This window comes from Streptomyces sp. NPDC004266 (assembly GCF_042874095.1).
Lineage (GTDB): Bacteria > Actinomycetota > Actinomycetes > Streptomycetales > Streptomycetaceae > Streptomyces.
This window is the reverse complement of sequence record NZ_JBIAMM010000003.1, coordinates 234,129-255,976: the sequence shown is the minus strand read 5'-3', so window position 1 is coordinate 255,976 and position 21,848 is coordinate 234,129. Positions and strand designations below refer to the sequence as shown.

Genomic DNA, 21,848 nt, shown 5'->3' with positions numbered 1-21,848 from the left:
ATCGCCAACTCGGCCGCGTCCACTGTCCGTTGAGACAGTTACCGGTCCGGCCGCCCACGGATATGCTCGTCGCGTCGAGGTGCCCGCCGGGCGCCGCAGACCTATCGCGCAGGGGCCTTGTACGTGGCGTAGCGCAACGCCGCGTCGGCCCCCTCCTGCGCGTTCCCATGACGCCCCGTAGACGGGGAATCCCCGTCGGAAGGACCGTTTCTGATGAGACGCCTCATGGCTGTGCCCGTACTCATCCTCGCCCTCGGGCTCGGGGGGTGCTCGAGTGACGGGGACGGCGCGACCCGGTCGGAGCCGAGCACCGCGAAGACCACCGCCTCCACCTCCTCCGCCCCCTCCTCCGCGCCCTCGAACGGCGCCGGCGGCTGGGCCGCCTACTACGACTGCCTCGGCGCCCAGGGGCTCAAGCTCCAGGACAGCGAGGGCGGGGAGAAGCGCGTCGACAAGGACGCCAACAAGCCCGAGGCGGTGGCCGCGGCGGAGAAGGCGTGCGCCGCGAAGCAGCCCGGGAAGGGCCAGGCCGACCCGGCGAAACTGGAAGCGGCCAGGAAGCTCTCCGCCTGCATGCGCAAGGAGGGCATCGCCGACTACCCGGACCCCGACCCGGCGACCGGCGAGGTGGCGCTCGACGGCGACCTGGGCGCGCGGATGAAGGGCGACCCCAAGGTGATCACGGCGCTGAAGGCCTGCGGTCCCAAGGCCGCCGGCGGAGACGGCGGGACGGTCGTCGGTGGCTGACGACACCCCGCCCGGCACGACCCCGCCCGGCACGGAGCCGCCGGGCGGGGTCGCGGACAGTTCCCGGACCCCCGGCGGCGACGCCGGGGGCGCCCGGATGAACCGGCGCCGGTTCTGGGTCGCCGCCCTCGTCGCGGGGGCGGTGGCCCTGACCGGCTCCGGCCTGGCGGCCACCGCCTTCATCAGGTCGCCCGCGCAGGTCGCGGCCGACGCCGAGCCACCGCCGCAGGACGTGCTGATCGCCCGGGTGGAGAACCGGGTCCTCGCGGAGACGGTCGTCCTGCGCGGCACCGTCGCCGCCGGCCAGAGCATCCAGGTCGCGCCCGTCTCGGCGGGCGGCGAGGGCGGCGCCGCCCCCGTGATCACCAAGGTGTCTGTGAAGAGCGGGGACGCGGTGCGCTCGGGGAAGGTGCTCCTGGAGATATCCGGCCGTCCCGTCTTCGTCCTGCGCGGCGGCCTGCCCGTCTACCGGGACCTCAAGCCCGGCGCCACCGGCGAGGACGTGAAGCAGCTCCAGGACGCGCTCGACGCGCTCGGCCACGGCCGCGGCGGCGACGAGAAGGGCACCTTCGGGCCCGGCACGAAGGACGCCGTCGAGGAGTTCTACTCCTCCATCGGCTACGACCCCAGGCCCGCCGTCGACGACGACGGCGCGGCCGTGGACGGCGCCAAGGCCTCCGTCACCGGTGCCGAGCGGGCCCTCGTGGACGCCCGTGACGCGCTCGCGGCCACCACGGACGACGCGCAGAAGAAGACGCTGAGGAAGGCCCGCGACCGGGCCGCCGAGGACCTGGACACCGCCCGCGAGGCGCTCGCGAAGGCGGAGGCGGCGGCCGGCCCGATGGTCCCGGCGGCCGAGGTCGTCTTCGTACGGACCTTCCCCGCCCGGGTCGCCACCGTCACGGCCCGGACGGGAGCGCAGGTCTCCGGCACCGCCATGACCCTCTCCTCCGGCAGGCTCATGGCCCAGGGCTATCTCCAGGACCACCAGAAGGGGCTGATCCGCGCCGGGCAGAAGGTGCGGATCCTCGCCGAGACGACGGGACAGGAGACGACCGGCCGGGTGGTCTCGGTCGCGGACACCCCGTCCCAGCAGCAGGACCAGCAGTCCGGCACGCAGGGCTCGGGCTCCGGCGGGGGCGGCGACGGCGCGGGAGGGGACGGCGCCCAGGGCAACGGCGCCGTCGGCTACCTCTTCACCGTCGAGCCGGCCCGCGAGCTGCCGTCCGGCCTCGCGGGCCAGGAGGTGCGCCTCACCATCGAGGCCGCCTCCACCGACGGCAAGGCCCTGGTCGTCCCGGTCACCGCCGTCTCCGCCGGCGTGGACGGCAAGACGGTCGTCACCACCGTCGACGGCACCGGCCGGCAGGAGCGGATCGAGGTGCGGACCGGCACGACCGGCGACGGCTTCGTGGAGGTCGTCCCGCTCACCCGCGGCGCCCTGAAGGAGGGCGACGAGGTGGTCACCGGCGTGAACCCGGGCGCGGCCTCGGGAAACCCCCAGGGGTCGCCGTGAGCAGCACGAGCGAGGGGACCGGGGCGGCCGGGGCGGACGGCCGGGGCGTCCCCGTCATCGAGTTCCGCGCGGTGAGCCTGACCTACCCGGGGCCGCCGCCCGTCGCCGCCCTGAAGCCCTGCGAACTCACCGTCCAGCAGGGCGAGTTCATCACCGTCGTCGGCCCGTCCGGATCGGGCAAGTCGACCTTCCTGAACGTCGCGGGACTCCTCGACGCGCCCACCGGCGGCACGTACCTCCTGGACGGCATCGACACGGCGGCGCTGCGCGACGGAGAACGGACGGCCCTGCGCGGGCGGCGGATCGGCTTCGTCTTCCAGTCCTTCCACCTCCTGCCGCACCGCAGCGCCACGGAGAACGTCACGCTCTCGATGGTGTACTCGGCGGTGCCCCGCGCCGAGCGCCGCGCCCGCGCCCGTACCGCCCTCGAACGGGTGGGACTCGGCCACCGGGCCGAGGCGCTGCCGGGCCGGCTGTCCGGCGGCGAACGCCAGCGGGTGGCCATCGCCCGGGCCCTGGCCGGCCGGCCGTCGCTGCTGCTGTGCGACGAACCGACCGGCAACCTCGACTCGGACAACGCCGGGTCCGTCCTGGACCTCCTGGGCGAACTGCACGCCTCCGGGATGACGATCGTCGTGATCACCCATGACGCGGAGGTGGCGGAGCGCGGCGAACGGACGGTGACGATCCGCGACGGGATGCTGAGCGAGCCGGCGAGGGAGGGACGGGCGTGAGGCGGTCCCCGAAGGACGAAGGTGCCCACGAGGAGTCCCCGAAGGGCGAAGGCCCCCACGAGGAGTCCCCGAAGGGCGAAGGTCCCCACGACGAGGCCCCGAAGGGCGAAGGCCCCCGGAAGGAGTCACCGCGGCGGCGCCGGGTGGTCGAGCCCTCCCGGCTCGCGGCCCGCGACGTCCTCGCGGAGGCCGTCGCCGGAATGCTCCAGCGGCCGGGGCGCTCCGTCCTCACCGCGCTCGGCACCGTCCTCGGCGTCGGCACGTTCGTGGCGATCCTCGGGCTGACCGCGACGACGTCCTCGCAGATCGACTCGCGGTTCGACATCCTCACGGCCACCGAGGTGACCGTCGAGGACGTCGCCCGCGACCAGAACGAGTTCGCCGATCCCGCCTTCCCGGCCGACGCGGACGCCCGGATCGAGCGGCTCGGCGGGGTCGAGGACGCCGGCGTCTACTGGACCGTCCGCCTGGCGCCCGGCACGGCCGTCCGCTCCGCGCCGGTCGGCGACGGCACGGGCAGCGAGCGGATCGAGGTCGTCGCGGCGTCCCCCGGGGCGCTGCGGGCGGCGGCGCCGACGCTCGCCCAGGGCCGTCTGTACGACGAGTTCGCGTCCGGGTCCGGCCAGCCGGTCGCGGTGCTCGGCAGGGCCGTGGCGGACCGGCTCGGCATCACGACCCTGGAGACCAGCCCCGCCGTGTTCATCGGCGACGAACCCTTCACGGTCGCCGGGATCATCGACGACGTGAAGCGCAGGGCCGACGTCCTGATGTCGGTCACCGTGCCCCGGACGACCGCCGAGAAGCTCTGGGGACCGCCCCAGCAGGGCGACGCGAAGATGCTGATCACGACCGCGACGGGCGCGGCCGCCCAGATCGCGCGGGAGGCCCCGGTCGCGCTGCGCCCGGACCATCCGGAGTATCTGAAGGCCGTCCCCCCGCCGGACCCCAGGACCCTGCGCGCGGGCGTGACCGACGACCTCGACCAGCTCTTCCTGCTCCTCGCGGCGGTCTCGCTGGTGATCGGCGCGGTCGGGATCGCCAACACCACCCTCGTGGCGGTGCTCGAACGGACCGGCGAGATCGGCCTGAGACGGGCCCTCGGCGCCCGGGGACGTCACATCACCGTCCAGTTCCTCACGGAATCGGGCGCCCTGGGGACGATCGGCGGGCTCGTCGGCACGGCGCTCGGCGTGTCCACGGTGATCGCGGTGGCGCTGGTGCGGGACTGGACGCCGGTGATGCACACGGGCACGGTCGTCGCGGCCCCGGCCGTCGGCCTGGCCACGGGCGTCGTCGCCGGGCTGTACCCGGCGTGGCGTGCCTCGCGCATCGAGCCGGCCGAGGCGCTGCGCCGCTGAGCCTCCGGCACGACGAAGGGCCGTCGCTCCCCCGAGGAGTGACGGCCCTTCGGCATGCTGCGGGGTCGATCAGAGGATGCGGACGGCGCCCGAGGGGGTGTCCCAGTCCATGGAGTGCTGGACCACGCCGCTGGACGGGTTCTGCGCGCCCACGTACTGGCCGCCGCCGACGTAGATGGCGACGTGGTACGAGCCGCTGCGGCTGCCCCAGTACAGGATGTCGCCCGGCTGCAGGTCGCTCAGGGAGACGGAGGTGCCCATGCTCGACTGCTCGTACGAGATGCGGGGCAGGTCGATGCCGGCCGCGCGGTAGGCGGCCTGGACGAGGCCGGAGCAGTCCCAGGAGTTGGGGCCGGTGCCGCCGGAGACGTACGCGTCGCCGATCTGGGCCTTGGCGAAGGCCACGATCGCGGCGGCGGAGCCGGTGGGGGCCTGCGTCTGGCTGCCGCTCTCGGAGGTGGTGGAGCCGCTGTCCGACGAGGAGCCGCCGTCGTCCGACGAGCTCTGGGTGGAGAGCTGGGTGCGGGCGGCGTCGCGGGAGGCGCGCTCGGCGGCCTCCTTGCGCTCCTGCTCGGCCTTGAGGCGGGCCTCCTCGGCGCGCTCGGCCGCGGCCTTGCGGTCGGCCTCGGCCTTGGCCTTCTTGGCCTCCTTGGCGGCCTTCTGCAGCGCCGCGTCCTCCAGGGACCGGAGGTTCTGGTCGAGGGCCTCCTGCTGGGAGGCCTCGGCGGAGGCGGCGACGGCGCTGGCGAGGCCGCCGGCGGCGTCGAGCGAGCCCAGGGTGGGCATTTCGATGGTCTCGGTCACCGGCTCGGCATTCGCCGGCCCGGCAGCACCGGCCACCGCGATGGTGCCGAGGACGCCACCGGCGACTCCGGCGCGGAGCGCGAGCTTCGAGGCGCTGCGGCGGGGCTTCCGGTGGCTGGGTATGTGAGCGGTGTGGGACATGGGAACAACCGCTATCAGGGCTCGACGGTTCCCTTCAAGAAACGTGGGGTGCGCCACAGTTGCGTTTGGAATCCGTGAATCCGCCTCGCGCGCAACCTTATTGACGCCGTAACGGGCAAATCGGTCATGGCCCATCCAGCCCTTGATCACGGGTTTTCATTGAAACGCCCGAATTGCCCGACGCTTACCACCTCTTGACGCCGATGGCCAAGCCCTCTTCTTTTGAAGCTCTTGTGACGTGACGCAGGTCACACTTCGCTCGTGAAAACGCGCACGCGTCCACCTCCGTACGCCGGACCCCCCGACCGGGCGACGGCGGGTTTCTTTACCACTTGGGCGCGTCCACGGCCAATTTGCCTGTACTGGCCATCACTTGATAGTGCAACACCCCCTCCGAGCAGCGATTTCCGGTCCGGATGTCACATCTGGTGATCACCTGCGTGCTTCACGCGACATGATCACGCTCATCCGACTTCATGATCCTTCGTCGGGTGGTGGAGATCACAAAGTCGTTGCTGCACCCCGTGTCGCAGATCACAGAGGGGCGGGCATAAGATGCGGGGCAGTCGGGCTTGTGAACTGCCTCACATGAAGGCGATCTTCCACGGCCCGGCGGTGCGGTCCAACGGTCAAGGACGACTGGAAGGAGCGAGGAGCGTGAATGCGTACGCGCCCGTCCTCGTGCTCGGTGCCCTGGGTGCGGGGTTTGCGATCTTCTCCGTGGTCATGGCCACGCTTATCGGGCCAAAGAGGTACAACAGGGCAAAGCTTGAGGCGTACGAGTGCGGCATCGAACCGACGCCCACTCCCGCCGGGGGCGGTCGCTTCCCGATCAAGTACTACCTGACGGCGATGCTCTTCATCGTCTTCGACATCGAGATCGTCTTCCTCTACCCCTGGGCCGTCACCTTCGACGCCCTGGGGCTTTTCGGGCTCGTGGAGATGCTGCTCTTCGTGCTCACCGTCTTCGTCGCCTACGCGTACGTGTGGCGACGCGGCGGCCTGGAATGGGACTGAGGGGCTGAGGGGCACCTATGGGACTCGAAGAGAAACTCCCGAGCGGCTTTCTGCTGACGACGGTCGAACAGGCCGCGGGCTGGGTGCGCAAGGCGTCCGTGTTCCCCGCGACCTTCGGCCTCGCCTGCTGCGCCATCGAGATGATGACCACCGGAGCCGGCCGGTACGACCTGGCCCGCTTCGGCATGGAGGTCTTCCGCGGCTCGCCGCGCCAGGCCGACCTGATGATCGTGGCCGGCCGGGTCAGCCAGAAGATGGCGCCCGTCCTGAGGCAGGTCTACGACCAGATGCCCAACCCCAAGTGGGTCATCTCCATGGGCGTCTGCGCCTCCTCGGGCGGCATGTTCAACAACTACGCGATCGTGCAGGGCGTCGACCACATCGTGCCGGTCGACATCTACCTGCCCGGTTGCCCGCCCCGTCCGGAGATGCTCCTGGACGCGATCCTCAAGCTCCACCAGAAGATCCAGTCCTCCAAGCTCGGCGTGAACGCCGAGGAGGCGGCCCGCGAGGCGGAGGCGGCGGCGCTCAAGGCGCTGCCGACGATCGAGTTGAAGGGTCTGCTCCGTTGAGTGACGAGACACCCAACCCCGACAAGGACCTCAGCGCGCAGAACCTGCCCGGTCAGCGCGGTGACCACGGCGAGGAGGTCCGCGTCCAGCGCGGCATGTTCGGAGCCCGGAGCGGCGCCGACACCTCCGGCTACGGCGGCCTGGTCCGCTCGGTCCGGCTCCCCGGACCGGCCACCCGCCCGTACGGCGGCTGGTTCGACGAGGTCGCCGACGAGCTGGAGGGCGCCCTGGAGGAGCAGGGCCTCCTGCCCGAGAACGCCATCGAGAAGACGGTCGTCGACCGGGGCGAGCTCACCTTCCACATCGAGCGCGAGCACCTCGTCCGCGTGGCCCGCACCCTGCGCGACGACCCCGCCCTGCGCTTCGAGCTCTGTACCGGCGTCTCCGGCGTCCACTACCCGGGCGACAAGGGACGCGAGCTGCACGCCGTCTACCACCTGCGCTCGCTGACCCACGGCCGGCTGATCCGCCTGGAGGTCTCGGCCCCCGACGCCGAGCCGCGCATCCCGTCCCTCGTCGCCGTCTACCCGACGAACGACTGGCACGAGCGCGAGACGTACGACTTCTTCGGCATCGTCTTCGACGGCCACCCCGCCCTCACCCGGATCATGATGCCGGACGACTGGCAGGGCCACCCGCAGCGCAAGGACTACCCCCTCGGCGGCATCGCCGTCGAGTACAAGGGCGCCCAGATCCCGGCTCCGGACCAGCGGAGGTCGTACTCGTGAACAGCACCGGCGCGTCGTCCGCACGCGAGACCACCGAGGGCGCCGTCTACACGGTGACCGGCGGCGACTGGGAGGAGGTCGTCCAGTCCGCCGCGAAGGCCGACGACGAGCGCATCATCGTCAACATGGGGCCCCAGCACCCGTCCACCCACGGCGTGCTCCGCCTCATCCTGGAGATCGACGGCGAGACCGTCACCGAGGCGCGCTGCGGCATCGGCTACCTCCACACCGGCATCGAGAAGAACCTCGAGTACCGGACCTGGACGCAGGGCACCACCTTCGTCACGCGCATGGACTACCTCACCTCGTTCTACAACGAGACGGCGTACTGCCTGGGCGTGGAGAAGCTCCTCGGCATCACCGACCAGGTCCCGGACCGCGCCAGCGTCATCCGCGTCCTGCTGATGGAGCTCAACCGGCTCTCCTCGCACCTGGTCTGCATCGCCACCGGCGGCATGGAGCTCGGCGCCACCACGATCATGATCTACGGCTTCCGGGACCGCGAGATGATCCTGGACCTGTACGAGCTGATCACCGGCCTGCGCATGAACCACGCGTTCATCCGCCCCGGCGGCCTCGCCCAGGACCTCCCGCCCGGCGCCGTCGACGCCGTGCGCGAGTTCGTGAAGACCATGAAGAAGAACCTGCCGGAGTACGACAAGCTCGCCACCGGCAACCCCATCTTCAAGGCCCGCATGCAGGACGTCGGCTACCTCGACCTCACCGGCTGCATGGCCCTCGGCGCCACCGGGCCGATCCTCCGGTCCGCGGGCCTCCCGCACGACCTGCGGAAGACCGACCCGTACTGCGGCTACGAGAACTACGACTTCGAGGTCCCGACCGCCGACACCTGCGACTCCTACGGACGCTTCCTCGTCCGCCTGGAGGAGATGCGGCAGTCCCTGCGGATCGTCGAGCAGTGCCTCGACCGCCTGGCCCCCGGCCCGGTCATGGTCGGCGACAAGAAGATCGCCTGGCCCGCGCAGCTCGCCCTCGGCACGGACGGCCTCGGCAACTCCACCGACCACATCGCGAAGATCATGGGCACCTCCATGGAGGCCCTGATCCACCACTTCAAGCTGGTCACCGAGGGCTTCCGGGTCCCCGCCGGACAGGCCTACGCGACCGTCGAGTCGCCCAAGGGCGAGCTCGGCGTCCACGTCGTCTCCGACGGCGGCACCCGCCCCTACCGGGTCCACTTCCGCGACCCGTCCTTCACCAACCTCCAGGCCATGGCAGCGATGTGCGAGGGCGGCCAGGTCGCCGACGTCATCGTCGCCGTCGCCTCCATCGACCCCGTGATGGGAGGCGTCGACCGATGACAGACCAGATCAGCCTGGGCATGCCCCAGCTCCCCGCCCCCGCGTACCCGGCGGACGTCCGCGCCCGCCTGGAGGAGGACGCCCGGGCGATCATCGACCGCTACCCGGGCTCCCGCTCCGCGCTCCTGCCGATGCTGCACCTCGTGCAGTCGGAGGAGGGCCACGTGACCCGCACCGGCATGCAGTTCTGCGCCGACATGCTCGGCCTGACCACCGCCGAGGTCACCGCCGTCGCCACCTTCTACACGATGTACCGGCGCAAGCCCTCCGGCGACTACCAGGTCGGCGTCTGCACCAACACCCTCTGCGCGGTCATGGGCGGCGACGCCATCTTCGAGGAGCTCAAGCAGCACCTCGGCGTCGGCAACGACGAGACGACCGCCGACGGCAAGATCACCCTCGAACACATCGAGTGCAACGCGGCCTGCGACTTCGCCCCCGTGGTGATGGTCAACTGGGAGTTCTTCGACAACCAGACGCCCGAGTCCGCCAAGAAGATGGTCGACGACCTCCGGGCCGGACGCACCGTCGAGCCCACCCGCGGTGCCCCGCTCTGCACCTTCAAGGAGACCGCCCGCATCCTCGCCGGCTTCCCCGACGAGCGCCCCGGCGCCGTCGAGGCCACCGGCGGCGCCGGCCCGGCCTCCCTCGTGGGACTGCGCCTGGCGAAGGGCGAGAAGCCGCACCGCCGAATCGTCCACCCGCGTGGTGAGACCTCCGGACAGGAGGGGGAGTGATGACCTTGGCCGCCGAGATCAACAACAGCAGCCCCGAGAAGCTCCTGGCGCCCGTCCTGTCGGCCTTCTGGGACCAGCCGAACTCCTGGACCCTGGAGACCTACGAGCGCCACGAGGGCTACCAGGGCCTCAAGCGGGCCCTCGCGATGAGCCCCGACGACCTCATCGCGTACGTCAAGGAATCCGGCCTCCGCGGACGCGGCGGCGCCGGCTTCCCCACCGGCATGAAGTGGCAGTTCATCCCGCAGGGCGACGGCAAGCCGCACTACCTCGTTGTCAACGCCGACGAGTCCGAACCCGGCACCTGCAAGGACATCCCCCTCCTCTTCGCCAACCCGCACTCCCTCATCGAGGGCATCGTGATCGCCTGCTACGCGATCCGCTCGAACCACGCCTTCGTCTACCTGCGCGGCGAGGTCGTCCCCGTCCTGCGCCGCCTCCACGAGGCCGTCCGCGAGGCCTACGCCGCCGGCTACCTCGGCACCAACGTCCTCGGCAGCGGACTCGACCTCGAACTCACCGTGCACGCCGGCGCCGGTGCGTACATCTGCGGTGAGGAGACCGCGCTGCTCGACTCGCTCGAAGGGCGCCGCGGCCAGCCCCGGCTGCGCCCTCCCTTCCCCGCGGTCGCCGGTCTGTACGCCTGCCCCACCGTGGTGAACAACGTCGAATCCATCGCCTCGGTTCCCGCGATCCTGCACAAGGGCAAGGACTGGTTCACCTCGATGGGGACCGAGAAGTCCCCGGGCTTCACGCTGTACTCGCTCAGCGGGCACGTCGCCTCGCCCGGCCAGTACGAGGCCCCCCTCGGCATCACCCTGCGCCAGCTCCTCGACATGAGCGGCGGCATGCGCCCGGGCCACCGGCTCAAGTTCTGGACGCCCGGCGGCTCCTCCACCCCCATGTTCACCGACGAGCACCTCGACGTGCCCCTCGACTACGAGGGCGTCGGCGCCGCCGGCTCCATGCTCGGCACCAAGGCGCTCCAGTGCTTCGACGAGACCACCTGCGTCGTCCGGGCCGTCACCCGCTGGACCGAGTTCTACGCCCACGAGTCCTGCGGCAAGTGCACGCCCTGCCGCGAGGGCACGTACTGGCTGGTCCAGCTGCTCCGCGACATCGAGGCCGGCAAGGGCCGGATGTCCGACCTCGACAAGCTCAACGACATCGCCGACAACATCAACGGCAAGTCGTTCTGCGCCCTCGGTGACGGCGCCGCCTCGCCGATCTTCTCCTCGCTGAAGTACTTCCGCGAGGAGTACGAGCAGCACATCACGGGCCGGGGCTGCCCCTTCGACCCGGCCAAGTCGACCGCCTGGGCGGACAACCACAAGGAGGTGACCGCATGACCGTCATCGCGTCCACCCCCAGCGGCGGCGGCAGCGCGCCGGTACCGCCCGAGGACCTCGTGACGCTGACCATCGACGGCGCCGAGATCTCCGTCCCCAAGGGGACGCTGGTCATCCGCGCCGCCGAACAGCTCGGCATCGAGATCCCGCGCTTCTGCGACCACCCGCTCCTCGACCCCGCCGGCGCCTGCCGCCAGTGCATCGTCGAGGTCGAGGGCCAGCGCAAGCCCATGGCCTCCTGCACCATCACCTGCACCGACGGCATGGTGGTGAAGTCGCAGCTCACCTCGCCCGTCGCCGAGAAGGCCCAGCACGGCGTGATGGAGCTGCTGCTCATCAACCACCCGCTGGACTGCCCGGTCTGCGACAAGGGCGGCGAGTGCCCCCTGCAGAACCAGGCCATGTCCCACGGACAGGCCGAGTCCCGCTTCGACGGCGTCAAGCGGACCTACGAGAAGCCGGTCGCGATCTCCACCCAGGTGCTGCTCGACCGCGAGCGGTGCGTCCTGTGCGCCCGCTGCACCCGCTTCTCGAACCAGATCGCCGGCGACCCGATGATCGAACTCGTCGAGCGCGGCGCGCTCCAGCAGGTCGGCACCGGCGAGGGCGACCCCTTCGAGTCGTACTTCTCCGGCAACACCATCCAGATCTGCCCGGTCGGCGCCCTCACCTCCGCCGCCTACCGCTTCCGCTCCCGCCCCTTCGACCTGGTCTCCTCGCCGTCCGTCTGCGAGCAGTGCGCCGGCGGCTGCGCCACCCGCACCGACCACCGGCGCGGCAAGGTCATGCGGCGGCTCGCCGCCGAGGACCCGGAGGTCAACGAGGAGTGGATCTGCGACAAGGGCCGCTTCGGCTTCCGGTACGCCCAGCAGCGCGACCGGCTGACCACCCCGCTCGTCCGGAACCCCGAGTCCGGTGAGCTGGAGGCCGCCTCCTGGCCCGAGGCCCTGGAGGCCGCCGCCCGCGGGCTCGTCCGCGGCCGGACCGGCGTCCTGACCGGCGGGCGGCTGACCGTCGAGGACTCCTACGCGTACGCCAAGTTCGCCCGGGTCGCCCTCGACACCAACGACATCGACTTCCGGGCCCGGATCCACTCCGGCGAGGAGGCCGACTTCCTGGCCTCCGCCGTCGCCGGACGGGGACGCGACCTGGACGGCAGCGGCGTCACGTACACCTCGCTCGAAGCCGCCCCGGCCGTCCTCCTCGTCGGCCTGGAGTCCGAGGAGGAGGCCCCCGCCGTCTTCCTGCGGCTCCGCAAGGCCTGGCGCAAGCACGGCCAGAAGACCTACGCGGTCGCCCCGTTCGCCACCAGGGGCCTGACGAAGGCGGGCGGCACCCTGCTCCCCGCCGCCCCCGGCACCGAGACCGAGTGGCTCGACGCCCTCACCTCCCGGGTCGGCCTCTCCGAGGAGGGCGCCGCCGCGGCCGAGGCCCTCCGCCGGGAAGGCGCCGTCCTCGCCGTCGGCGAGCGGCTCGCGGGCGTGCCCGGCGCGCTCACCGCCGCCCTGCGCGCCTCGACCGCCACCGGCGCCCGCCTCGTGTGGATCCCGCGCCGCTCCGGCGAGCGCGGCGCCGTCGAGGCGGGGGCGCTCCCCGCGCTGCTGCCCGGCGGCCGGCCCGCGACCGACCCCCGCGCGCGTGAGGAGGTCGCCGCCGCCTGGGGCGTCCGCGAGCTCCCGCACCGCTACGGCCGCGACACCGGGCAGATCGTGGAGGCCGCGGCCGGCGGCGAGCTCGCCGCGCTGCTCGTCGCCGGCGTCGAGGTCGCCGACCTGCCGGACCCGGCACGCGCGCGTGAGGCCCTCGACACGGCGTTCGTGGTCTCCCTGGAGCTGCGGCCCGGCGAGGTCACCGAACGCGCCGACGTGATCCTGCCGGTCGCGGCCGTCGCCGAGAAGGCCGGCACCTTCCTCAACTGGGAGGGCCGGGCCCGGCTCTTCGAGGCCGCGCTCAAGCCCGAGCAGATGACCCGGCCCCTCGCGCCGACCGACGCCCGCGTGCTCCACATGCTGGCCGACGCCCTCGACGCCCACCTCGGCCTGCCCGACCTGCGGTCCGTGCGGCGCGAGATGGACCGGCTCGGCGGCTGGACCGAGGAGCGGGCGACCGAGCCCGGCGCGCCCGGCCGGCCGGCGCCCCGGCCCGGCGACGGCGAGGCCGTCCTCGCCGGACACCGGCTCCTCCTCGACCTCGGCAGGCTCCAGGAGGGCGACGCCGCCCTGGCCGGCACCCGGCACGCCGCCGTCGCCCGGCTCTCCGCCGCCACCGCCGCCGACACCGGCGTCAAGGACGGCGACGTCCTGGAGGTGACCGGCCCCGCCGGCTCGGTCGCCTTCCCGCTCCAGGTCACCGAGATGCCCGACCGGGTCGTCTGGCTCCCGCTGAACTCGGCGGGCCGGGGCGTCCTCTCCGACACCGGCGCCCGCCCCGGCTCCCTGGTCCGCATCGGCCCGGCGACCCCGCAGGAGGTGCAGGCATGACCCCGAACGTCCTGGCCGCCGAAGACCTGTCCATGTTCGGCACGGACCCCTGGTGGCTCGTGCTGATCAAGGCCGTCTTCTGCTTCGCCTTCCTGATGATCACCGTGCTCTTCTCCATCGTGTGGGAGCGCAAGGTCGTCGCCTGGATGCAGCTGCGCATCGGCCCCAACCGGCACGGCCCCTGGGGCATGCTCCAGTCCCTCGCGGACGGCATCAAGCTGATGCTCAAGGAGGACGTGATCGTCAGGAAGGCCGACAAGGTCGTCTACGTCCTCGCCCCGATCATCGCCGCCATCCCCGCGTTCATGGCGATCGCCGTGATCCCCTTCGGCCCGGCCGGCGACGAGGTCTCGATCTTCGGCCACCGGACGGCGATGCAGCTGACCGACCTGCCGATCGCGATGCTGTACGTCCTCGCGGTCGCCTCCGTCGGCATCTACGGCATCGTCCTCGCCGGCTGGTCCTCCGGCTCCACGTACCCGCTGCTCGGCGGCCTGCGGTCCTGCGCGCAGATGATCTCGTACGAGATCGCCATGGGCGCGGCCTTCGCCTCGGTCTTCCTCTACTCCGGGTCGATGTCGACCTCGAAGATCGTCGAGGCGCAGGCGGACCGCTGGTTCGTGATCCTGCTGCCGGTGTCGTTCATCATCTACATCGTCACGATGGTCGGCGAGACCAACCGTGCCCCGTTCGACATGCCGGAGTCCGAGGGCGACCTCGTGGGCGGCTTCAACACCGAGTACTCGTCCATCAAGTTCGCGATGTTCATGCTCGCCGAGTACGTGAACATGGTGACGGTCTCGGCCGTGTCGGTGACCCTCTTCCTGGGCGGCTGGCGGGCCCCGTACCCGATCTCCACCTTCTGGGAGGGCGCCAACCACGGCTGGTGGCCGATGCTCTGGTTCGTCGTGAAGGTGCAGCTGCTGCTGTTCTTCTTCATCTGGCTCCGCGGCACCCTGCCCCGCGTCCGCTACGACCAGCTGATGAAGCTCGGCTGGAAGGTCCTCATCCCGGTCGCCGTGGTCTGGCTGATGCTGGTCGCCACCGTCCGCGCGCTGCGGAACGAGAACATCGCCTTCTCCAACATCGTGCTGTACGTGGCCGGTGCCGTCCTCGCCCTGCTCCTCCTCTCCTTCGTGGCGGACGCGCTTCGCGACCGGAAGGCGAAGGAGGCCGCGGCCGGTCCCGCCGACGAGCGGTCCTTCGACCCGATGGCCGGCGGCTTCCCCGTACCTCCCAAGCCCGGACAGTCCCTGCCGCCCGTGCCGCGGCGCAGGTCCCGGTACGACCGGGACCTCGTTGTCAGCGGCGGCCCCGATACTGCTACTGCGAGTGATGGAAAGGAGACGGACGGTGTCTGATTTCCAGAATCCGGTGGCCGGCTTCGGCGTGACCTTCAAGGCCATGTTCAAGAAGCGGCTGACCGAGCAGTACCCGGAGCAGCAGAAGACGACGGCGCCCCGCTTCCACGGCCGGCACCAGCTCAACCGTCACCCCGACGGCCTGGAGAAGTGCGTCGGCTGCGAGCTGTGCGCCTGGGCCTGTCCCGCCGACGCCATCTACGTCGAGGGCGCGGACAACACCGACGAGGAGCGCTACTCGCCGGGCGAGCGGTACGGCCGCGTCTACCAGATCAACTACGCCCGCTGCATCCTCTGCGGACTGTGCATCGAGGCGTGCCCCACGCGGGCGCTGACGATGACCAACCAGTTCGAACTGGCCGACTCCTCCCGCGAGAACCTGATCTACACCAAGGAGCAGCTCCTCGCGGGCCTGGAGGAGGACATGGTCGACACCCCGCACGCGATCTTCCCGGGCATGACCGAGCAGGACTACTACCGGGGGCTCGTCACCGAGGCGGCGCCCGGCACGGTCCGTCAGGTCGCCGTGTCCAAGGGGGAGAAGGGCGAGCCGGAGGGGGCGGACGCATGAGCGCGAACCTCGCGGCGGCAGTGACGCTTTCCGCCGGGACGTCCACCGGTGAGGCCTTCCAGTTCTGGGTCCTCGGCACCGTCGCCGTCGCCGGCGCGCTGTCCACGATCCTGATGCGGAAGGCCGTGCACTCCGCGCTCTGCCTCGCGGGCACGATGATCGTCCTCGCGGTCTTCTACCTGGCGAACGGCGCGTACTTCCTCGGCATCGTCCAGATCGTCGTCTACACCGGCGCGATCATGATGCTCTTCCTCTTCGTCGTCATGCTGGTCGGCGTCACCGCCGCGGACTCGCTGAAGGAGACCATCAAGGGCCAGCGCTGGCTGGCCGTCGCCTGCGGCCTCGGCTTCGGCATCCTGCTCGCCGCCGGCATCGGGAACGCCTCGCTGACGGAGTTCGCCGGCCTCGGCACGGCCAACAGCGCCCACGGCGGGAACGTGGAGGGCCTCGCCGCCCTCATCTTCACCAAGTACGTCTTCGCCTTCGAGATCACCGGCGCGCTGCTGATCACGGCGGCCGTGGGCGCGATGGTGCTCACCCACCGGGAGCGGACCGAGCGGGCCCGCACCCAGCGCGAGCTGTCCGAGCAGCGCGTGCGCGAGGGCAAGCACGTCCCGCCGCTGCCCGCGCCCGGCGTGTACGCCCGGCACAACGCCGTGGACATCGCCGGTCTGCTGCCCGACGGCACCGCGTCGGAGCTCACCGTCATGCAGACCCTGCGCAAGCGGGGCCAGATCCGGGACGTGTCCACCGAGGCTATGGCCGACCTCAAGGCCCTGGAGCAGCGCTCCGAGGAGCGGCTCGGCCGGGACCGGGACGAAGAGGAGGCCACCCGGTGAACCCCGTCAACTACCTGTACCTCGCGGCCCTGCTGTTCACCATCGGTGCGGCCGGGGTGCTGATCCGGCGCAACGCGATCGTCGTCTTCATGTGCGTCGAGCTCATGCTCAACGCCTGCAACCTCGCGTTCGTCACGTTCTCCCGCATGCACGGCAACCTCGACGGCCAGATCATCGCCTTCTTCACGATGGTCGTCGCCGCCGCGGAGGTCGTCGTCGGGCTCGCGATCATCGTGTCCGTCTTCCGTGCCCGCCACTCGGCCTCGGTCGACGACGCCAGCCTGATGAAGCTGTAAGGGGCGGAACTGTGGACAACCTGATTGCGCTGCTCATCGCGGCGCCCCTGCTCGGAGCGGTCGTCCTGCTCCTCGGCGGGCGGCGGCTGGACAAGTCCGGGCACTGGCTCGGCACGCTGCTCGCGGGCGTCTCCTTCGTGATCGGCCTGGTGCTCTTCGCCGACATGCTCGGCAAGAGCGCCGACGACCGGGCCCTGCACCAGACGCTCTACACCTGGATCCCCGTCGAGGGCTTCCAGGCGGACATGGCCTTCCAGCTCGACCAGCTGTCGATGACCTTCGTCCTGCTGATCACCGGGGTCGGCACGCTCATCCACGTCTACTCCATCGGTTACATGGAGCACGACGAGCGCCGCCGCCGCTTCTTCGGCTACCTCAACCTGTTCGTCGCGGCGATGCTCCTGCTCGTCCTCGCCGACAACTACCTGCTGCTGTACTTCGGCTGGGAGGGCGTCGGCCTCGCCTCGTACCTCCTGATCGGCTTCTGGCAGCACAAGCCCACCGCGGCCACCGCCGCGAAGAAGGCCTTCATCGTCAACCGGGTCGGCGACATGGGCCTCTCGATCGCCATCATGGTCATGTTCACCACCTTCGGCACCTTCGCCTTCGGGCCGGTCCTGGAGGCGACCGGCCAGGCGTCCGAGGGCAAGCTGACCGCGATCGGCCTGATGCTGCTCCTCGCCGCCTGCGGCAAGTCGGCCCAGGTGCCGCTGCAGTCCTGGCTCGGGGACGCGATGGAGGGCCCGACCCCGGTCTCGGCCCTCATCCACGCGGCCACGATGGTGACCGCCGGTGTCTATCTGATCGTCCGCTCCGCCGACATCTTCAACGCGGCGCCGGACGCGCAGCTCGTCGTCACCGTGGTCGGCGCGGTCACGCTCCTCTTCGGTGCGATCGTCGGTTGCGCGAAGGACGACATCAAGAAGGCCCTGGCCGGTTCGACGATGTCGCAGATCGGATACATGATCCTGGCGGCCGGCCTCGGCCCCATCGGCTACGTCTTCGCGATCATGCACCTGGTGACGCACGGCTTCTTCAAGGCCGGGCTGTTCCTCGGCGCCGGTTCGGTCATGCACGGCATGAACGACGAGGTCGACATGCGGAAGTACGGCGGCCTGCGGAAGTACATGCCGGTCACGTTCGTCACCTTCGGTCTCGGCTACCTCGCGATCATCGGCTTCCCGGGCCTGTCCGGCTTCTTCTCCAAGGACAAGATCATCGAGGCGGCCTTCGCCAAGGGCGGCACCGAGGGCTGGATCCTCGGCGCGGTCACCCTGCTCGGCGCCGCCATCACCGCGTACTACATGACCCGCGTGATGCTGATGACCTTCTTCGGCGAGAAGCGCTGGCAGCCGGCGCCGGACGCCGACGAGGCGCCCAGCGCCGAGCCGGCCGCCGAGCACGCGGCGGGCGCGATGCCCCACCCGCACGAGTCGCCCAAGTCCATGATCATCCCGATGATCCTGCTGGCCGTCGGCTCCGTCGCCGGAGGCGCCGTCTTCGAGTTCGCCGGATTCGTCGAGTGGCTGGAGCCGGTCACCGGCTTCGAGCACGGCCACTCCCCGGTCAGCGCCGCCGCCGTCACGGCCGCCACCGTCGCCGTCATGGTGATCGGCGTCGGCCTCGCGTACCTCCAGTACGGCCGCAGGCCCGTCCCGGTGGTCGCCCCGCGCGGCTCGCTCCTCACCCGGGCCGCCCGCCGCGACCTGCTCCAGGACGACTTCAACCACGTCGTCTTCGTCACCGGCGGCACGCACCTGACCCGTTCGCTGGTCTACGTCGACCACAGCCTGGTCGACGGCGTCGTCAACGGCACCGCGGCCGCCTTCGGGGGGCTCTCCGGCCGGCTGCGCAAGCTCCAGAACGGCTACGCCCGCACGTACGCGGTCTCCATGTTCGGAGGTACGGCGGTGCTGATCGCCGCGACCCTGCTGATGAGGGCGGTGTGACTCCCATGTCCCCAGTGGTCAACGCGGGCTTCCCGCTCCTCACGGCGACGGCGCTGCTGCCGGCGGCCGGCGCGGTGCTCACCGCCGCCGTCCCCGCCGCCCGCCGCACCGCCGCCAAGTGGCTGGCGCTGCTCGTCTCGCTCGCCACGCTCGTGCTCGCCGGGGTCGTCTTCGCGGGCTTCGAGCCGGGCGGCGACCGCTACCAGTTCGTCGAGTCGTACTCCTGGATCAAGGACTTCGGCGTCCGGTACGAACTCGGCGTCGACGGCATCGGCGTGGCGCTCATCGCGCTCACCGCCCTGCTGGTCCCCTTCGTGATCCTGGCCGGCTGGCACGACGCCGACCCCCTGGAGACCTCCTCCAAGCGGTGGCGGCCGACGCAGGGCTTCTTCGCCCTGATCCTCATGGTCGAGGCGATGGTGATCCTCTCCTTCGAGGCCACCGACGTCTTCCTCTTCTACATCCTCTTCGAAGCCATGCTCATCCCGATGTACTTCCTCATCGGCGGCTTCGGCGACCGCGCCCACAGCGGCTCCGACGAGAACGCGGCGGCCCAGCGCTCGTACGCGGCGGTCAAGTTCCTCCTCTACAACCTCGTCGGCGGCCTGATCATGCTGGCCGCCGTCATCGGGCTCTACGTGGTCGCGGGGAACTTCTCGCTCACCGAGATCGCCGCGGCCCGGGCCGACGGCTCCCTGGAGATGGCGACGAGCACCGAGCGCTGGCTGTTCCTCGGCTTCTTCTTCGCCTTCGCGGTGAAGGCGCCGCTCTGGCCGCTGCACACCTGGCTGCCGAACGCGATGGGGGAGGCCACCGCCCCGGTCGCCGTCCTCATCACCGCCGTCGTCGACAAGGTCGGCACCTTCGCCATGCTCCGCTTCTGCCTCGGGCTCTTCCCCGAGGCGTCGAAGTGGGCCACGCCCGCGATCGTCGTCCTCGCCCTGATCAGCATCGTGTACGGGGCGCTGCTCGCGGTCGGCCAGCGGGACATCAAGCGCCTGGTCGCCTACGCCTCGATCTCGCACTTCGGCTTCATCATCCTGGGCATCTTCGCGATGACCAGCCAGGGCCAGTCCGGCGCCACGCTCTACATGGTCAACCACGGCGTCTCCACGGCCGCGCTCATGCTCGTCGCCGGCTTCCTGATCTCCCGGCGCGGCTCGCGGCTCATCGCCGACTACGGCGGTGTGCAGAAGGTCGCCCCGGTGCTCGCCGGCACCTTCCTGATCGGCGGCCTCGCGACCCTGTCGCTGCCCGGACTCGCCCCGTTCGTCAGCGAGTTCCTGGTGCTGGTCGGCACGTTCGCCCGGTACCCGGTGGCCGGGATCATCGCCACCACCGGCATCGTCCTCGCCGCGCTCTACACCCTCGTCCTGTACCAGCGGACGATGACCGGGCCGGTGAAGGAGGAGGTGCGGGCGCTGCCCGACCTGCGGGCGCGCGAGCTGGCCGTGGTCGTCCCGCTGATCGCCGTCCTGATCTTCCTCGGCGTCTTCCCGAAGCCGCTGACGGACGTCGTCAACCCGGCCGTGCGGCACACCCTGTCCGACGTCCGGCAGAAGGACCCCCAGCCCCAGATTCAGAACGTGGAGGCGGCCAAGTGAGTTCCATGGCTGTCCACAGCTTGTGGACGACAGCTGCCGGGCCGCTGGACAAGATCCCGGCACCCCACATCGAGTACACCCAGCTCTCGCCCGTGCTCATCGTGCTCGGCGCCGCGATCGTCAGCGTCCTCGTCGAGGCCTTCGTGCCCCGCAAGGCCCGCTACCACAGCCAGGTCTTCCTGACCGTCCTCGCGCTCGCCGCCGCCTTCGCCGCGATCGTCGGCCTGGCGGCGGGCGGTTACGGCTCCACCAAGGCCCACATCGCGGCCATGGGAGCCGTCGCCGTCGACGGACCCGCCCTCTTCCTCCAGGGCACCATCCTCCTCGCCTCCATCGTGGCGGTCTTCACCTTCGCCGAGCGCAGGCTCGACCCGGCCGACCACGGCCACAAGGTCGACTCCTTCGCCGCCGAGGCCGCCGCCGTCCCCGGCAGCGACCAGGAGAAGGCCGCCGTCAAGGCGGGCTTCACCACCACCGAGGTCTTCCCGCTCGCGCTCTTCGCGATCTCCGGCATGCTGGTCTTCCCGGCCGCCAACGACCTCCTGACGCTCTTCGTCGCCCTGGAGGTCTTCTCCCTCCCGCTGTACCTGCTCTGCGCCGTCGCCCGCCGCAAGCGGCTGATGTCGCAGGAGGCGGCTGTCAAGTACTTCCTGCTCGGCGCCTTCTCCTCGGCCTTCCTGCTCTTCGGGATCGCCCTGCTCTACGGCTACGCGGGCTCCGTCTCGTACGCCACCATCGCCCGCGTCGTCGACGGCTCCATCGGCTCCGTCGACCCGGCGCTCGCCGACACCATGGGCAACGACGCGCTGCTGCTCATCGGCTTCGCCATGGTCCTCATGGGGCTCCTCTTCAAGATCGGCGCCGTGCCGTTCCACATGTGGACCCCGGACGTCTACCAGGGCGCCCCGACGCCGGTCACCGGCTTCATGGCCGCCGCGACCAAGGTCGCCGCGTTCGGCGCGCTGCTCCGCCTGCTGTACGTGGTGCTCCCGGGGCTCACCTGGGACTGGCGGCCGGTCATGTGGGGCGTCGCCATCGTCACCATGCTGGGCGGTGCGATCGTCGCCATCACCCAGACCGACATCAAGCGGCTGCTGGCGTACTCGTCGATCGCGCACGCGGGCTTCCTGCTCGCGGGTGTCATCGCGGCGACCCCGAGCGGGATCTCGTCCGTCCTCTTCTACCTGGGGGCGTACTCCTTCGTGACGATCGGCGCGTTCGCCGTCGTCACCCTGGTCCGGGACGCGGGCGGCGAGGCCACCCACCTGTCCAAGTGGGCCGGTCTGGGGCGCCGTTCGCCGCTCGTCGCGGCGGTCTTCGCGGTCTTCCTGCTCGCCTTCGCCGGCATCCCGCTGACCTCCGGCTTCTCCGGGAAGTTCGCGGTCTTCAAGGCGGCGGCGGACGGCGGCGCGGGCGCCCTCGTGGTGGTCGGTGTGATCTCCTCGGCGATCGCCGCGTTCTTCTACATCCGGGTCATCGTGCTCATGTTCTTCAGCGAGCCGAAGGCGGACGGCCCCACGGTCGCCGTGCCCTCGGCCCTGACGAGCATCACGATCACGGCGGGCGTCGCGGTCACCCTGGTCCTCGGTCTCGCCCCGCAGTACTTCCTGGACCTGGCGAACCAGGCGAGCACCTTCGTCCGGTAGCCCGGAGGGTACGCGCGAAGGGCCCGGCTCGGGGGCGAGCCGGGCCCTTCGCGTTCCTGACACCGCCCGCGGCGCAT

At 71.1% G+C, this 21,848-nt stretch carries 19 protein-coding genes; 18 read left to right on the top strand and 1 reads right to left on the bottom strand.

All coding sequences use genetic code 11. The annotated features are described in order from the left end of the window. Positions 1 to 225: 225 nt before the first annotated feature. The 4 genes from ACFYUZ_RS09200 (at position 226) to ACFYUZ_RS09185 (ending at position 4,355) form a co-directional block, all read left to right on the top strand. Positions 226 to 747, top strand: coding sequence for a hypothetical protein (locus ACFYUZ_RS09200; RefSeq protein WP_389307236.1), 522 nt, complete (start codon positions 226 to 228; stop codon positions 745 to 747). Next, the gene (locus tag ACFYUZ_RS09195; RefSeq protein WP_389307235.1) at positions 740 to 2,263 is read left to right on the top strand and encodes a peptidoglycan-binding protein; all 1,524 of its coding nucleotides are present in this window, start codon (positions 740 to 742) and stop codon (positions 2,261 to 2,263) included. The genes ACFYUZ_RS09200 and ACFYUZ_RS09195 overlap by 8 nt, the downstream gene beginning before the upstream one ends. Next, complete coding sequence (locus ACFYUZ_RS09190) at positions 2,260 to 2,997, top strand: ABC transporter ATP-binding protein (RefSeq protein ID WP_389307234.1); 738 nt, start codon at positions 2,260 to 2,262, stop codon at positions 2,995 to 2,997. The genes ACFYUZ_RS09195 and ACFYUZ_RS09190 overlap by 4 nt, the downstream gene beginning before the upstream one ends. Before the next feature lie 143 nt (positions 2,998 to 3,140). After that, positions 3,141 to 4,355: an ABC transporter permease gene (locus tag ACFYUZ_RS09185; protein ID WP_389307751.1), complete on the top strand. Its 1,215-nt coding sequence runs from the start codon at positions 3,141 to 3,143 to the stop codon at positions 4,353 to 4,355. Positions 4,356 to 4,424: 69 nt separating this feature from the next. Here the strand turns inward: ACFYUZ_RS09185 and ACFYUZ_RS09180 are convergent, their stop codons facing one another. Next, positions 4,425 to 5,300, bottom strand: coding sequence for a C40 family peptidase (locus ACFYUZ_RS09180; RefSeq protein WP_389307233.1), 876 nt, complete (start codon positions 5,298 to 5,300; stop codon positions 4,425 to 4,427). 657 nt (positions 5,301 to 5,957) lie between these two features. Here ACFYUZ_RS09180 and ACFYUZ_RS09175 point away from each other — a divergent pair. The 14 genes from ACFYUZ_RS09175 to nuoN are packed head-to-tail and all read left to right on the top strand — an operon-like array spanning position 5,958 to position 21,771. Further along, the gene (locus tag ACFYUZ_RS09175) at positions 5,958 to 6,317 is read left to right on the top strand and encodes an NADH-quinone oxidoreductase subunit A (protein ID WP_019888619.1); all 360 of its coding nucleotides are present in this window, start codon (positions 5,958 to 5,960) and stop codon (positions 6,315 to 6,317) included. Positions 6,318 to 6,334: 17 nt separating this feature from the next. Next, positions 6,335 to 6,889: a NuoB/complex I 20 kDa subunit family protein gene (locus ACFYUZ_RS09170; RefSeq protein ID WP_389307232.1), complete on the top strand. Its 555-nt coding sequence runs from the start codon at positions 6,335 to 6,337 to the stop codon at positions 6,887 to 6,889. Then, positions 6,886 to 7,617 (top strand): NADH-quinone oxidoreductase subunit C, encoded by a 732-nt coding sequence (locus tag ACFYUZ_RS09165; RefSeq protein ID WP_389307231.1) that lies wholly within the window; start codon positions 6,886 to 6,888, stop codon positions 7,615 to 7,617. The genes ACFYUZ_RS09170 and ACFYUZ_RS09165 overlap by 4 nt, the downstream gene beginning before the upstream one ends. Beyond that, positions 7,614 to 8,939 carry an NADH-quinone oxidoreductase subunit D gene (locus tag ACFYUZ_RS09160; protein WP_389307229.1) on the top strand — a complete coding sequence of 442 codons (1,326 nt, stop codon included), beginning with the start codon at positions 7,614 to 7,616 and terminating at the stop codon, positions 8,937 to 8,939. Before ACFYUZ_RS09165 ends, ACFYUZ_RS09160 begins: the two co-directional genes overlap by 4 nt. Continuing rightward, complete coding sequence (nuoE, locus tag ACFYUZ_RS09155) at positions 8,936 to 9,676, top strand: NADH-quinone oxidoreductase subunit NuoE (protein ID WP_389307228.1); 741 nt, start codon at positions 8,936 to 8,938, stop codon at positions 9,674 to 9,676. The genes ACFYUZ_RS09160 and nuoE overlap by 4 nt, the downstream gene beginning before the upstream one ends. Beyond that, positions 9,673 to 11,025: an NADH-quinone oxidoreductase subunit NuoF gene (gene nuoF / locus ACFYUZ_RS09150; protein WP_389307227.1), complete on the top strand. Its 1,353-nt coding sequence runs from the start codon at positions 9,673 to 9,675 to the stop codon at positions 11,023 to 11,025. Before nuoE ends, nuoF begins: the two co-directional genes overlap by 4 nt. Continuing rightward, positions 11,022 to 13,505 carry an NADH-quinone oxidoreductase subunit G gene (locus ACFYUZ_RS09145; RefSeq protein ID WP_389307226.1) on the top strand — a complete coding sequence of 828 codons (2,484 nt, stop codon included), beginning with the start codon at positions 11,022 to 11,024 and terminating at the stop codon, positions 13,503 to 13,505. The genes nuoF and ACFYUZ_RS09145 overlap by 4 nt, the downstream gene beginning before the upstream one ends. After that, positions 13,502 to 14,866, top strand: a complete 1,365-nt coding sequence (gene nuoH / locus ACFYUZ_RS09140) for an NADH-quinone oxidoreductase subunit NuoH (protein ID WP_389307225.1) — start codon at positions 13,502 to 13,504, stop codon at positions 14,864 to 14,866. Before ACFYUZ_RS09145 ends, nuoH begins: the two co-directional genes overlap by 4 nt. Next, the gene (gene nuoI / locus ACFYUZ_RS09135) at positions 14,841 to 15,437 is read left to right on the top strand and encodes an NADH-quinone oxidoreductase subunit NuoI (RefSeq protein ID WP_389307224.1); all 597 of its coding nucleotides are present in this window, start codon (positions 14,841 to 14,843) and stop codon (positions 15,435 to 15,437) included. Before nuoH ends, nuoI begins: the two co-directional genes overlap by 26 nt. Beyond that, positions 15,434 to 16,276: an NADH-quinone oxidoreductase subunit J gene (locus ACFYUZ_RS09130; protein WP_389307223.1), complete on the top strand. Its 843-nt coding sequence runs from the start codon at positions 15,434 to 15,436 to the stop codon at positions 16,274 to 16,276. The genes nuoI and ACFYUZ_RS09130 overlap by 4 nt, the downstream gene beginning before the upstream one ends. After that, positions 16,273 to 16,572 carry an NADH-quinone oxidoreductase subunit NuoK gene (nuoK, locus tag ACFYUZ_RS09125; protein ID WP_017239464.1) on the top strand — a complete coding sequence of 100 codons (300 nt, stop codon included), beginning with the start codon at positions 16,273 to 16,275 and terminating at the stop codon, positions 16,570 to 16,572. Before ACFYUZ_RS09130 ends, nuoK begins: the two co-directional genes overlap by 4 nt. An 11-nt stretch (positions 16,573 to 16,583) precedes the next feature. Then, positions 16,584 to 18,521: an NADH-quinone oxidoreductase subunit L gene (nuoL, locus tag ACFYUZ_RS09120; protein ID WP_389307221.1), complete on the top strand. Its 1,938-nt coding sequence runs from the start codon at positions 16,584 to 16,586 to the stop codon at positions 18,519 to 18,521. A gap of 5 nt (positions 18,522 to 18,526) precedes the next feature. Then, a complete protein-coding gene (locus tag ACFYUZ_RS09115; protein ID WP_389307220.1) occupies positions 18,527 to 20,125 on the top strand; it encodes an NADH-quinone oxidoreductase subunit M in 1,599 nt (532 codons plus the stop codon). Further along, on the top strand, positions 20,122 to 21,771 hold the full coding sequence (gene nuoN / locus ACFYUZ_RS09110) for an NADH-quinone oxidoreductase subunit NuoN (protein ID WP_389307219.1): 1,650 nt from the start codon (positions 20,122 to 20,124) through the stop codon (positions 21,769 to 21,771). The genes ACFYUZ_RS09115 and nuoN overlap by 4 nt, the downstream gene beginning before the upstream one ends. Positions 21,772 to 21,848 lie beyond the last annotated feature (77 nt).